This is a genomic window from Streptomyces sp. WZ-12 (genome assembly GCF_028898845.1).
In the GTDB taxonomy this organism is placed as follows: Bacteria; Actinomycetota; Actinomycetes; order Streptomycetales; family Streptomycetaceae; genus Streptomyces.
Window position 1 is genome coordinate 8,966,654 of the sequence record NZ_CP118574.1, and the last position, 13,411, is coordinate 8,980,064.

The window sequence follows — 13,411 nt, forward strand, 5'->3', positions numbered from 1 at the left end:
CGCCTCGCTGCCGTATCTACGCGTGTTGTCGTTCCGCCGCGTGCTCAACCGCGCCGACCGGCCCCGTCGGTGCCGGACGGGCCGCCAGGTGCCGGGCGGCGGCGAGCAGCGACGGGAGGTGCGGGTTGGTGGTGCGGTAGAGCACGCGGTGGCCGCTGCGGCGGACCCCGACCAGGCCCGCGGCCCGCAGGCGCCCGAGGTGCTGGGAGACGGCCGCGTAGGGGGCGCCGACGCATTCCGTCAGCTCCCCGACGGCGAGCTCCTGGTCATCGGCCAGCGCCTGTAGCAACCGCAGCCGGATGGGGCCGGCCACCGCCTTCAACAACGCCGTCACGGCGGTGATTTCGGCGACCGTGAGCTCCGTGGTCGTCGTGCGCGCCGGAAGAAGGACAACGTCGGACTCAGTGAGCGCACGCACCGGACAACCCCCTCTCCATGGCGGAGGTGAGGGAACGCGGATCGTCGTGCCGGTCCCGGTGCCAGTGCAGGTCGCGCACGGGCGGCATGCCGGAGAGCATGTCGACGAGTCGGTCCAGCAGGCCGGTCTCCGTGCCGTCCAGGGTGACCAACATCTGCAGGTGGGTGGTGAACACGTCGGACGGGTCGACGCGCACGGCCTCGACGCGCGCACCGGGCCGGCTCAGGGCCAGCACGCACAGCGCGCGCACCTGGGTTTCGGCACCCTGGTCGCAATGGACGTGGAGGGTGACCAGCTCGTGGGGCCGGACGGCCGTCGCCTCGGTGCCGGGGCGCTTGGTCTGCTTGAGGAGGGTACGGGGCAGGAATCGCATGACGGTGGGTATCCCTTGCATGGTCAGCGTGACGGGACGGCGAAGCCCAACGAGCCGGTCGCCGGGCTTCCTTCATCAGGGGCGGGGCCCTGTCTGTGGCCGACGGTCAGGGGCGGGGCCTGGCCGTGGCCGACGGCTCGAAGGCGTAGCCGACCTGCCGTACGGTGCGGATCAACGCCCGATGCCCGGGGCCCAGCTTCCGACGCAGACGGGCGATGTGAACGTCGACCGTGCGCATGTCCCCTACGGCGGTCTGCTGCCACACCAGCGCCATCAGCTGCTCACGGCTGTAGACCCGGCGCCGGTTGGCCATCAGATGGGCCAGCAGCTCGAACTCCATGCAGGTGAGCTTCAGTTGCTGCCCGCCGACCGAAACCCGTCGGGTCTCGCAGTCGACGATGAGGCCGCGAATGCGGTGGATCGGCGCCCTGGGCAGGTCCGCGGGCTCGTGCGGCGACGACAGCGGGCGCGGAACGGTCGTGTGGCGTCGGCGCAGGTTGGAAGTCCGGGCCAGCAAGGCGTGACGGACCGGTCGGTGGTGGAGGTTCAGGAGGTTCATGGCTGCTTCCCTCGGATCGGGGTAGTGGTGGCGAAGGCCATGGCGAGACCCCGCCACGTGCCTGGTCTGGGAGAGAGGTTGCGGGCGTGCGGAAGCTGCCCGCCCTGCGAGCGCGCAGCCCGACCACCCGGGACGGCGAAAGCCGCACGGGTGCTGGCGGGGAGTGTTCGCGAACGCGTCGGGAGCGGGAGTGGTTACCGCATACCGGAGGCCAAGAAAGTCATATGGGTAAACGACCTACTGTGCCCCGGACCGCCGCAACCATCGCAACTACTGCAACTACTGCCGTCCATGTTTCTCGCCTCCTTCCGGCCGGGGCGCGCGAGCGCGCCGTACGACTCGGCAGCGAGCGGACCGGCCCGGACGGCCGGTTCACCCCTACTCGTCAGAGCTTTGGCACTGCACGGCGTAATCCCCGTACGGGGAAGCCACTTGGGGTCACCCCTTAGGTCGGGGAGACCTGTCCTGAACCTGGGCGTCTCTCGACGTCGTGGGGTCAGTGGCCTGTGTCCGTGCAGACGCCTCACCGAACGAGGTGCCTTCTTCAAACGTCCACAAGACTGCCTGATACTTGCACATCAACGCAAGTTGTTGACCAAGCCTTGACGGTCCCCTTCCGTACCCGACGGTGTGAGGGGCCCCCGGTTCAGTCGCCTGCGGCCTGCTCCGCCACCTCATTCACCCCATTCGCCTCGCTTGCCGTGCCGTCGGAGGGCGTTCCCTCGACGGGCCCGGGTTCCACGCCGACCCGCTCGGCGATCCTGCTCAACAGGGCGTCCTGAGCGGCGAGATGGGCCTGCATGTGCGCCACCTCGTGAAGGGTCGCGCTCGCATCGTGGAAGGTCGCCGCGGCACGCTTGTCCGCCGCGGCGGCCTGCACGTTCTGGCCGACCATGATGACGGACAACAGCACCAACTGCAGGAACGTCTGCGCCACCCAGGACACGATGGCCGACGCCCCGCCCTTGATCGCGTCCGGGAGGCTGATCAGGTCGAACAACGCAAACGCGTAGGCACACCACATGCTGCCCACGGCCCGGGTGATCAGGATCGCGATCCGCGTGTTGAACCGGGTGACCGCATTGCCCGCCGGGAGCTGATCGGTGACCTTCACCGGGCCCTGGGCGTCCCGCGAAGCGATGTGTGGGTGCGGCAGGTGCTCGTAGACCGTCATGCGCTGTCTCTCCGTCAAGGGGCGCTGCCCCGGCCGATGTTCCGCCATGTGAAATGAGGCCGGCGGTCGAGGCGAGTGACAGAAGAGGGAGGTCTGTCGACACGGGCGCCTCGGCGCTGTCTCAGCGGGCACACAGCAACCCGGCAACCCAACGGGAACGCCCCCGCCCGCCCGCACTCTGCCCCTTACCCACAACGCCACGCCTTGGAGCGGGAGTTGCGTAAGGACTGCGCAAGGATTCCGGCAACGGCACTGCTGCGGCCGGCAACGCAACGGTCCCCGGTGCCCGCCTCCCGTCTCCCCTCTGCGCGAGAACGGCCGCAGCACCCTGATGCGGTGCGCCTTCGACGGTCCGCCCACCTCGTGCGTGTGCACGGCCGCGGAGAGCCGGTCCTGCGCCACCGCCGCTTCCGCTGGCCGCATGACGTCCAACGTGGCGCGGCCACCACGGCGTTCTTGCTGGCGGCGCGCAGGGTCGCCGGGTCCGCGCAGTGGAGCGGCCGGATGCGGCGGGCGCCCGCCTGGTCGGCTGCGGGGCGGGTCAGTCCTGTCGTCGGGGTGTCTGGGAACGGAAGGTGTGCCCGAGCTCCGGGCCGAGTCCGTAGTAGTGGCGGAAGTTGTAGATCAGTGGGCTCCACGCGGCGGGGTCGACGTGCTGGGAGCCGGGGATGACGATCCGCGGGTCCGCGTGGACCTTCAGTACCTGGGCTTCGACGATGAGGAACGTTCCGGAGGCGTCGGCTTGGACGCGGGCGGCGCGGGCCTCCATCTGAAGGGGGCACTCGGCCACTCGGGGCGGCCGGACCAACTCGGAGGGTTCGGGGAGCAGGCCCGCCGCGGCGAACTTGTCCGGCTCGAAGCGGAAGGCGTCGCGCTTGCGAGCGGGTAGGGGAGTGCGCCCGGTCAGCGGCGCCAGGCGTTCCACCGACGGCCACTGAGCGGGCGCGGGCAAGTTGACCACCAGATCGGGGCGGTTGCGGAGATTGTGCGCGGTCTGTGCGTCGGCGCCCACTCCCAGGACGATGACGTGGCCCAGTGCCCAGGCCGAGGACATCGGCGCGAGGTTGAAGGTGCCGTTCTCGTTCTCCGTCGACAGCAACACGACCGGCGTCCCGAAGTACAGGATGCTCGGCGCGATGGTCACGTGGTCGGTTGAGGTGTCATTGCACAGGCCACTGGGCGTTGCGGTGTTCATGGGCCGACCGTAGGACGAAGATCATTCGGTGCCCGCCGTAGGGTTGAGGGCGTAGGACGGGCGGCGGTGACCGGACGCGGCAACTGGGCGTCCCCTCAGGTGAGTTCCGCCGCCCTGGTCGTCGCGCAGTCCTTCATCGCGTCCCAGATGCCCGAGCCCAGGGCCGCGAAGAGCTCCTCCGGGTGGTCCTGGAGATAGCCGACGATGCCGTCCCACGACCGGATGCCGAAGTCGATGTTGAGGTCGAAGGTGACCAGGTGGACGCCGGCGAGGTAGGCGTCGCAGCCGGCCTCCAGGTGCAGCTGTGCACCGCTGCCGTCGATCGTCAGGTCGAAGCCGCCGTGTGCCTGGATGTCGACCAGGGTGCCGCCGGGGATGGGGATGCCGCCGAGGAGGACGCCCCGGGGGATGTCGACCCTGAAGTCCAGGCCGACGTTCGCGCTGGCGTGCAGGCCGCCGTCGGTGTTCAGGGTGCAGCGCAGCTCGCTGGTCAGGATGTCCAGGAGGTGCGCGTCGAGGGTGAACGCGAAGCCCTTGGCGCCGAGTTCGGCCTCGACGGCGGCGGAGGTGATTCCCAGGAGGTCGATCTTGCCGGAGAGGTAGAAGATCTTCTCCGGCAGGTGGCCTTCCTTGATGCCCCGGGTGTCGAGGAGGTACTGAGGGCCCTTGGAACCGTCGTGGTTGGAGAAGGTGAACACCCCGCCGAGGGCGAGGGGTTGGGCGACCACACTGCTCGCGTAGATGCCGTCGTTGCCCACGCCGACCTCGAAGCGCCAGTTGTTGCCGAAGAAGTCGATGTCGCCCCTGCCGTAGTAGCCCTGCTCCCAGTGCTCGCCCAGCGGGCTGTCCCACCCACCGGGGGCCGTCACGGCGCAGAACGTCAGCTCGTGCAGCACGATCGTCTTGAGGAAGTCGAGTGCGGGCGGGGGAGTGACGACGACGGCCAGGATGTCCCGGACGGAGACGCCCTTGCCCTTGTCGGCGGTGGTGAGGGCGAAGCGGAACACCGTGACGAAGGGCTCCGGTTCGAGGCCGCCGACGATGTCTAGCTCCAGATGGACCTCGCCGACCCGGATGGAGCCACCCATGCCCAGGGTGAGCCCACTCGTCCCACCGCCGATCTGGGCCCAGAACGCCTCGACGTCGAAGCCCTCGATGCCGAAGGCGTTCTTCCAGGCGGGTCCGGGCTGCGGGGCGCCGACCTCGGGGGTCGGGCGGCGGGTCGCGTCGTGCACGATCCGTCCGTCGGGGTCGGTCAGCGGGACCGCCGGGAGGGCCGTACGGCCCGGCTTCTCCAGCGCGAAGGCGTACCGCCCCGGGGCGAGTTGGCCGGCGATCGTGCCGAGGGCGGGGGCGGCGGGCTTGAGCGTGAGGGAGAGCGAGAAGCCCGCCCGGGAGACCGTTCCGCCGGCCACGAACTGGAGCAGGGTCTCCGGCGCCGAACCCATCGCCGGCACGGTGAGGTTCCAGGAGGTCGACAGGGTGATGCTGGGGAGGGCCGGTTTGATCTCCACTTCCAGGCCGCCGAAGCCGGGGCGTAGCTTCTGTTCGGCGATGGATGCCTTGAACACCGAGTTCTTCACCGGCGAGGTCAGGACCGCCTGGAGGTGGACGCCGGTGGCGACGCCGTCGAACAGGGCCCTGAGCGGATCCAGCGGCCCGGTGAAGCCGATCTCGGTGAAGAAGGTGAGGCCCTTGTCCAGGGTGCCGGGGAGCGTGTCCGGGGGAGAGGCGGCGTCCAGGGCCACACCGTCGGCGGAGCAGACCGCCAGGCCGGACTTGGCGAAGGTGATGTCGCCGAGGATGCCCAGGGCCTCGGACCAGCCCGGAATCTGCCGCGGTGACCAGGCCCAGTCCTGCTGCCAGAACGCGGCGGCGAACAGGGTGCCGGAGTCCCCCTTGGCCGCCTTCCCGACCAGGGTCAGGGCGTGGGCCCCGGCGAACGCGACCGTGCTGGCGACCGCCAGCTCGTAGCCCTGGCCGTCGGCGACCTCTCCCACCCCGGCCCCGCCGAGGCGCAGCCGCACCGTCGAGTCGCTCAACTCGACCGCGGGCAGGCCGTCTGGCAACGGCACGTCGGCGCGGCAGGCGAGCGCGTCGATGAGGGCGGTGAGGTCGATCTTGGGGAATGTGCCGCCGATCTCGAAGGTGCCGGGCAGGTGCCAGGCGGCGTCGAAGAGGATGCCGTCGTTGCCGCCGGAGGCCGGACCGAGCGTTGCCTTCGCGGCGAGGGTGCCGGTGGTGCTGAGGGACTGCGACTCCGCCGCCCCGGGCTGAGGGCTGCGCCAGGTCTTCCAGACCCCCCGGCGCTTGACGACCTCCTTCTCTCCTTTCTCCCCCTCCTCCCTCTTGCGGTCCAACTCAAGTGAGGTCTCGGTCAGTTGGAGACGGGACGCGCCGAGGTCGAGGTGCCAGTCCGTGGTGACGGCGGCCGACAGCCCGTACTCGCCCTGCGTCGGGGTGGCCGTGCCGTGGAACTTCCTCAGCGTCAGATCGGGTACGCCGCTGAGGTCGGTGCCCGGTACGAAGTGCCGCAGGACGTCCTTGAGTTGCGCCGGCGTCTCGTCGTCCAGCGCGAGTTCGAAGCGGCCGGGCGGGATGGCCGCGGAGGCGTGCAGGGCGACCGCGCCCGCCACCGTGAAGTCCCCGTATCCGGTGACGGTGGCGGAGCGGCTCTTTTGGAGCGGTGTGGTGACGGTGAGGTGGGCGCCGACGCCGGTCACGGCGAGGTCGTCGCCGACGATCGGCCAGGAGACCGCGGGCTGCGCGGCGACCTTGACGGCGATCGCGGTCAGGGCCTTGACCAATCCCTTGTCCGGACCCGTGCCGATCTTCGTCACGTCGATGGTGGCGCTGAGTCCGGTGAGCCGGACGGCGTCCCCGAGAGGGAAGCCGGCCGTGGTGAGTTGCTGTACGGCTAGGCCGGTGCCGTACCACTCCGCGAGGGCGTCCGTGCCGACGTCGCCCGGCAGCGCGTCCACGGTGAGCGCGATCTCGTTCCCGGGCGCGGGGACCGGGGCGCTGATGGTCGCGCCGACGCCGTGCGCCAGCACGAGGTCGGCGGCCAGGCGGAGCCCGTAGGTCAGCGGCGGGGCGTCGCCGCGGGAGCCAGCCCACAGGAAGAAGTCGCCGCCGAACCCCTGCGGCGGCTCAGGAATAGAGCGCAGCGCGACGTCCGTCACGACCGTCTCGCCGACGGAGCGGCGCTGGACGAGACCGGTCAGCGAGAGGGACGCGGGCGGGCGACGGACCAGTGCGACCAGGGGGCCGAGGGGCGTCGGGTCCTGGACCTCGGGGGCGTGGAACGTGAGGCCCCGGTCGAGGACGGGGCGACCGTCGCGGGCGGGGCGGGGCACCGAGGTGAGCAGGAGCTCGGGCCGGCGGTCACCGAAGGTGAGGCCGGAGAGGTCGCTGCCCTCGGTGTCCGGGAACGAGGTGGCGATGGTCCAACTCGCCGGTGTCGGCAGGGGGATGAAGAGGGTGGGGTCCTGATCGACCGGGTCGAGGCCGAATTCGATGCCGGTGACCTGGGCGTCGGTGATGCCCAGCGCGCCCAGTTCGCCGTCGACGACGATGGTGTTCGTGTCCGGGTGGTCCGTGCGGTGGAGCGTGCCGAGCGTGAGGGTCTTGTCGTCGAGCCAGGTGTTGACCAGCGCGGCGGCCGGGCCGTGGCCGAAGTCGGAGCCCGCGAGGGTGAGGGTGCCGCCGGTGGTGTGCCGGTCGAGCAGTGCTTGGAGATCGGTGAACTGCATGCGGGGCCTTCCGGGCGGGCGGGGACGGGCGGTCGTACGGCAGCGGGTGTGCGGGAGCGGTCGCGCGGGACGGCTGGCGTCCGGGCCCGCTCCCGCGCGACGGTCAGCCCGTCAACTTCTCGGCGATCACCTTGCGGGCGTTGTCCGTCAGGGCCTTGGCGATGTCGTCCCTGCGCTGGTCGGCGCCGTCCTGGACGCCCTTGATGAAGGCGTCCTTGACCTGTGAGGCGTTGAGGATCGTGTGCAGCGCGTCATCGGGCAGGCCGTCGACGTGCACCTTGATGTCGAGGTTGTTCGGATCGACGTCGACGGCGAGCGAGTGCAGGCCGATGGTGAGGTGGTCGGCATCGGGTCCGTCGAAGGACAACCCGAGGGCCACGGAGGGCTGTTGCACGGTGGTGTTCATGGTGCCGTCGATCTCGTCCCCGCTCTTCACGAAGGTCACCACGACCGCGGCGGCGATGGTGATCGGTGTCCCGGAGACGCGGCCGAACCGCGGGGTCGCGTCGACGCCCTCGGCCACCAACGAGGCGTCCTCGGTGGGGATGAGCACGTCCGCGATACCGCCGATCGTGACGTCGTTGAGGGTGAAGTGGACGGGTTGGCCGAGCAGTTGCTGCTCTCCGAGGTCGATGGAGTCGATCGACAGCGGGTCGAGCACCGGATCGGTGGACGAGCGGACCACGGTCGGCGGGTAGAAGCCGGAGCCCGTGTCGTTGAGCGAGGCCCGCACCCGGTCGAAGAGGTAGACCCCCAACGGGCCGTCGCCCGGCGGGGGTTGGATGCCGTCGGCCGGGAGCGGGCCGGCGCCGAGGGCGCCGTCGAGCGCCTTGGCGAGCTGGTCGGTCACCGCGCCGGAGAACTGGGTGCGGAAGTCCTCCGCGTTCAGGGCGTCACCGAGCCTGTCGGTGAGCGCCTTGGCCGCGTCGGGACTGTTGAAGGCCATGACCGCCGAGGTCATCCATACCTTCTTGGTGTCCTCGGTGACCGTGTCACCCTCGATCGTCAGGTGATCCGGATCGAGCGTGAACTCCGGCCGGGTGGCAACGGTGACGTGCTCCACGGTCGCCTGCGCCGTGCGCCCGGCCCCGGTACCGGACGCCTCGATGCTCACCTGCACATCGAACGCGAGGTTCCTGACGGCGAACAGGAACTTCCCGCGCCCGTCGATCGCCTGGGACGGCCACTCCACCCCATAGGCGTCCAGGCCCTTGAGCGCGACGCTCGTCGGTGGCTTGAGGTCGGCCGTCCGAGGGGCGTCGATCACGACGACGTGCTGGACGAGCTGGTAGTCCCCGTCGATCGTGATCTGCGGCTGATAGCCGTGCGAGTCGTAGGCGGCCGCCGTGACCCGTACGGTGCCGCGATAGCCGTTCTCGGTGGGGGTGAGACCCGTCAGGTCGGCTATGGACGCGTTCGGCAGACCGCTGATGGTCAGGCCGGTCAACGTCAGTGCGGGGTACTGGTCCGCACGGTCCGGTTGGCTGATGAACGCGTTGAGGTTGGGCGGCAGATCGGGGACACCGGCGTCCTTCGCCTTCTTGAAGGCCCTCCGCACGAACAGCCACCAGGCATCGGCGATGGTGCCGGCGATCTCCCCCTCCGGGAGCGACCCGAGCGTCCACTCGTCCACCGTCAACGGCGACAGCGTGTGCCCATCCGGTGTCTGGATCTTCTCCAGGACCTTCGGCAACCAGTACGGGCTGTCCGGGTTGTTGATCCGCTTCTCCATGGTGGCGTAGACGAAGTTGACCAGGGCTGCGGTCATGGCGGTGTTCCTCCTCGGGGCGGTACACGGTGATGGTGGGGTGCCCGCACGGGGGCGGGGCCGCAGCCCGGTCAGGGCCTCCGGTCGACGATGTGCAGCGCCAGGTCCTCCAGGGCATGGCGGTAGCGGTTCGCCGGGAAGGGGCGCAGTAGCTCGATCGCCTCCAGTGCCTGAGCGCGCGCGTCGGCGTAGGCGCGGGCGAAGCCGGTGGTGCCCCGCACCTCGGCGACGCAGCGCTCCAGGCCCGCGGCGTCCAGGGGCTCCCCGCGCATCACGCGGCTCACCCGGTGCCGCGGCCCCAACTCCTCCATCGCGTACACCAGGGGGAGCGAGGCGCGGCGGCGCAGCAGGTCCATGCCCTGCGGTTTACCGGAGCCGAACTCGTCCTGGGCCAGGTCGAAGAGGTCGTCCATGACCTGGAGGGCCCGCCCGAGCCGGCGCCCGACGAAGCCGGCGCGGCGGGCATCACTGGTGCGCCCGCCGGCGAGCGTGACACCGGCCTCCGCGGCCAGGCCGAAGAGGACGGCGGTCTTGCGGTCGGCGGTCCGCCAGTAGTGCTGCACCAGGCGTGCCGGTTCCTGGCTCAAGTCGGTCTGCAACTCGTCCAGTTCACCGCAGCCGATCTGGAACGCGGTGTCCAGGACCAGCTCGATCAGCGCCATGTCCCGGTCCCGGTCGATGGTCCGCACGAACCCGCGGATGGCCTGCACGAACTGGAGGTCGCCGACGAGCACGGCGGCCTCCCTGCCCCGCGCGGCATTGACCGACGGCAGCCCGCGCCGAAGCGCCGAGTCGTCGATGACGTCGTCGTGGATCAACGTCGCCACATGCAGCATTTCCAGGGAGACGGCCCCTTGCAGCACCTTGCGGGGGAGCGGCGCGGAGCCGAAGACCGTGCGGGCGGCGAGCAGCAGGACGGCCGGCCGGAGCCGTTTCCCCTGCCGGTAGAGGGCGTGCTCGGTGACGCTGAGGTAGTCCTGCTGCGGGGCGAGCGCCTCGTCGAGGATCGTCTCGAAGTGCGGTAGGTCGTCGGCCAGGAGTTCGGCCCAGATGTCGGGACTGGCACTCTCGACGGGAGCGCTCGGGTCGAGGGTGAGCACCGGTCAGGACCGCCCGTCTCGGGGCAGCGCGTAGCCCGCGATGCCGGTGAGGGCCGCGTGCCGCACGGTCTCCGCCAGCGCGTCGCGGAGCAACTCCTGGACGAACCCCATCGTCCGGAGCCGCTCCCGCGCCACCTCGCCGACCGGCCCCTGCCAGTTCTCGTCGTCGATGTGCAGGGTGAGTTCAGGCAGCGTCACGGTGGCGTTGGGGCGGTCGGGGTCCACGGTGATGCGCACGTCGGCGAGGCGTGCGGAGCAGTCGCCGACGTGGAGCGTGTCGGTCGCCGGCGGTTGCCGATGTGCCTTGCGGCGGTAGACGCCCTTGCCGAACTCGCGGATGCCGGAGCGCTGTTCGCCGGAGAGCGGCAGCCAGTCCTCGGGTTCGTCCTCCGCGGCCAGGGCGTAGGTGCCCTGCGCCAACGCGGTGTAGCGGGCGAGCTCCTCGTCCGAGGTGGTCGGTAGCTCGCCGGAGTGCCGGTCAATGGCCGCGTAGACGTCCTGCTGGGACATCGGGGGGCCGGCCACCTCCGTTTGGCCCGCGTCGCTCTGGACCGTCTTGGCGAAGTTCTGCGCTGCCTTGGCGGCATCGGTGTACTTCTGCCGCTGGTCGGGATCCGTCGCGTCCTCCGCCATGAAGGTGAGGGTGGTGGCGATGTTGTTCTGCTGCCTGAACGCGTGCTTGTTGTACGTAACGTCGGTGTCCGGATCACGCCAGTCATTGATCGCGGGCTGGGCGTTGAGCGACGCCCCCGGGTCCGTCGCGGTGTAGGTGTGCTCCGAGGCCCGTCGGGTGACGCCGCCCTCGCTCCACACCTGCCGGAGCCCGTAGGTGTCGTCCGGATCGTCGAACGCGGCGTAGTAACTCTCGTTGTGCTGTCCGTACTGGATGAGCAACTGCTGCCCGTTCTCGCTCCGCATCAGTTGGTCGCGGTGCCGGTCGGCTCGGTCGCGCCACTTGCCAAGGGTGTCCGGGTCCGGCGGGTCGTGCGGGGCGGGCGCGCGACTGGCGGCGGGGAGGGTCGGCCGCCTGGCCTCCTCGGAGAGCGGGCGCAGGTTGCCGGCGGTGTCGAGGTCGCGGATCTCGTCGGGACGGGCGTCGAGCGCGTACCGGCCGGTGAGGACGAGCGCCGGTATGCGGTACGTGCCCTGCCGCCCGTCGACGGCCTCCGGCCGCCCCTCGGCCTGGACTTGGAGCGCGCCGAAACGGATGCTGAGGGAGCCGGTGGGGTAGTCGACGGTGTCTGGCATCCGCACGGTGCGGGCGAGCGGATAGCCGGGGGTGTCGGCGAGATACAGGGGTTGGGCTTCGGGGTGCGGGGAGCTCACGGTCGTCTCCTGCGGTGAGTCGGGCCGGTGGATGGCGCGGGCGGGTCAGGAGACGTCTGCGGTCCCGCTGATCAGGAGCATGTCGTCGTGGGCGCCCAACTCCGGTGATGTCAGGCGGACATGAACCGTCGCCTCGCCGATCGGGATGTCACAGCCGATCGGCTGGTCGAGAGGGATGTCCGGGGTCAGGCCCTTGACCTTGTCCTTGACGATGCCTGGGGCCGCCAGGGCCAGGCCGTTGACCAGGCCCGCCAGTACGTCGGAGAGCGCCGTTTGCGGATGGAAGATGACGCTGTTCAGTTCGAGGTCCGTCACCTTCACGGTGAGGGCGGCGTCCGTGAGGCCGGTTGCCTGGACCGTGACCACGGGCGAAGGCGGGTCGTAGCTGACGTCGAACTCGATGGGGGCGGACATGCAGGTGCTTCTCCTGAGTGGTTGGCCAAGTGACGGGGCGAAGCCATCGACTGGGTGGCCGACTGGCTGATCGATCGACCGCCCGACTGAGAACGGCCGGGGGAATGACCGGGCGGGTGACCGAGTGAGGTGAGGCGACGAGCCCGGTGACGAGGGCGCGCACCGGTCAGGACTCGTGCCCCGCCTTGGACAGGGCGCAACCGCCGCTGCCGTCCGGGGAGATGGGAACGAGGTCGAGTTCGGCGTGCCAGTCGATGTCGACCCCGGCCGAGGCGGTGGTCGGGTCGGCGCCGACCGTCAGGTCCTTGGCCCGCCGGAAGGTCGCGTCCCACCGGGCCGAGGCGACGAAGCGGATGGTCCGGTCGTCCTTGGCCAGTTGGTGGTTCTCGTACTGCCTGACCGTGGCCGTCAGGAGCGTGGTCAGCAGGCCCTTGCTGACCAGGGTGAACACCTGCTTGTCCGTGGGCCAGTCGACGGGATCGGCGCGCAGCGTCGGCGGCTTCCCCACCTGGGCGGTCGACGCGAGCACCAGATGGGTGGGGAGGACGTCCGCGCGCACGAGGTTCAGGGTGACGGTCTGGCCGAAGAGGCTCTGAGCCGGGATCTTCAGCCCTTTGAGCAGGGTCGCACCCTGGTCGAGGAGGGTGGGGACGACGAGGTTCTTGATGATGATGGTGGTCGGGTTGGCCGGCCAGTCCTCCAGCCAGGCGCCCAGGGGGACGACCGTGATGCCGCCGTCGTCCAGCTTGAGTTGGAGGGCCACCGAGACCTTGCCGGAGACCTGGGGGAGTGGCGCGCCCCCCACCTTGCAGTCCACCTGCAACCGTTCGGCGACGAACTGGAGCACGCCGGACTCCGGGAGGACGCTGACATCGTCAGCCTTGACCATCTTCCCCCAGAGTTCCTCGTCCGGTGGGGCAAGGACGAGAGAGGGGGCGACGAGGAAGTCCCAACCGAAGGTGTAGTCCGTCCCCTCGACGGTCTTCTCCGCGCTGCCCCGGAACGCGTCACGATGTTGCTGATAGGCCGCCTGGAGACCGGAGTTGATGGCGTCGGCGCCGACTCCGACCGCGAGATCGAAAGGTGAGTCGTTCACCCCGCCATCCAAGGGCACCACGGGGCGGCCGGACCACAGCTTCCCGTGCGCTGTCGCAAAGCAACGCCCCGGCGATTCCGAACAAGCCGCCCTCCGCGCGGGCGGGTTGCGGCGAAGGGCCGATCCCCTACCGTCGGTTACGCGCCGTGACCAGCCGCGTCGGCCTCGGCCCGCACCATGCCTGGGACAGGCATTCGATCGACGGATCTGGCTAACTCGTAGAAAAACCAGGGGTG

At 70.2% G+C, this 13,411-nt stretch carries 11 protein-coding genes and 1 riboswitch; all 11 genes read right to left on the reverse strand.

The annotated features are described in order from the left end of the window. Positions 1 to 16 precede the first annotated feature (16 nt). Positions 17 to 418 carry an ArsR/SmtB family transcription factor gene (locus PV796_RS39390; RefSeq protein WP_274918666.1) on the reverse strand — a complete coding sequence of 134 codons (402 nt, stop codon included), beginning with the start codon at positions 416 to 418 and terminating at the stop codon, positions 17 to 19. Continuing rightward, complete coding sequence (locus tag PV796_RS39395) at positions 402 to 791, reverse strand: hypothetical protein (RefSeq protein ID WP_274918667.1); 390 nt, start codon at positions 789 to 791, stop codon at positions 402 to 404. The genes PV796_RS39390 and PV796_RS39395 overlap by 17 nt, the downstream gene beginning before the upstream one ends. A gap of 106 nt (positions 792 to 897) precedes the next feature. Next, positions 898 to 1,350: a winged helix-turn-helix domain-containing protein gene (locus tag PV796_RS39400; RefSeq protein ID WP_274918668.1), complete on the reverse strand. Its 453-nt coding sequence runs from the start codon at positions 1,348 to 1,350 to the stop codon at positions 898 to 900. Between the two features lie 369 nt (positions 1,351 to 1,719). Continuing rightward, positions 1,720 to 1,892, reverse strand: a riboswitch (M-box (ykoK) riboswitch). A 104-nt stretch (positions 1,893 to 1,996) separates the two neighbouring features. Next, positions 1,997 to 2,524 (reverse strand): hypothetical protein, encoded by a 528-nt coding sequence (locus PV796_RS39405; RefSeq protein WP_274918669.1) that lies wholly within the window; start codon positions 2,522 to 2,524, stop codon positions 1,997 to 1,999. Between the two features lie 541 nt (positions 2,525 to 3,065). Beyond that, the gene (locus PV796_RS39410; RefSeq protein WP_274918670.1) at positions 3,066 to 3,719 is read right to left on the reverse strand and encodes a flavin reductase family protein; all 654 of its coding nucleotides are present in this window, start codon (positions 3,717 to 3,719) and stop codon (positions 3,066 to 3,068) included. 95 nt (positions 3,720 to 3,814) lie between these two features. Beyond that, a complete protein-coding gene (locus PV796_RS39415) occupies positions 3,815 to 7,471 on the reverse strand; it encodes a hypothetical protein (protein WP_274918671.1) in 3,657 nt (1,218 codons plus the stop codon). Between the two features lie 103 nt (positions 7,472 to 7,574). Next, positions 7,575 to 9,239, reverse strand: a complete 1,665-nt coding sequence (locus PV796_RS39420; protein WP_274918672.1) for a hypothetical protein — start codon at positions 9,237 to 9,239, stop codon at positions 7,575 to 7,577. A gap of 71 nt (positions 9,240 to 9,310) precedes the next feature. Continuing rightward, the gene (locus tag PV796_RS39425; protein WP_274918673.1) at positions 9,311 to 10,339 is read right to left on the reverse strand and encodes a polyprenyl synthetase family protein; all 1,029 of its coding nucleotides are present in this window, start codon (positions 10,337 to 10,339) and stop codon (positions 9,311 to 9,313) included. Between the two features lie 3 nt (positions 10,340 to 10,342). Further along, positions 10,343 to 11,665, reverse strand: coding sequence for a hypothetical protein (locus tag PV796_RS39430; RefSeq protein ID WP_274918674.1), 1,323 nt, complete (start codon positions 11,663 to 11,665; stop codon positions 10,343 to 10,345). 45 nt (positions 11,666 to 11,710) lie between these two features. Continuing rightward, entirely contained in the window at positions 11,711 to 12,079 is a 369-nt protein-coding gene (locus PV796_RS39435; protein WP_274918675.1) for a hypothetical protein, read from the reverse strand. Positions 12,080 to 12,245: 166 nt separating this feature from the next. Further along, positions 12,246 to 13,175 carry a hypothetical protein gene (locus PV796_RS39440; protein WP_274918676.1) on the reverse strand — a complete coding sequence of 310 codons (930 nt, stop codon included), beginning with the start codon at positions 13,173 to 13,175 and terminating at the stop codon, positions 12,246 to 12,248. Positions 13,176 to 13,411: the final 236 nt, after the last annotated feature.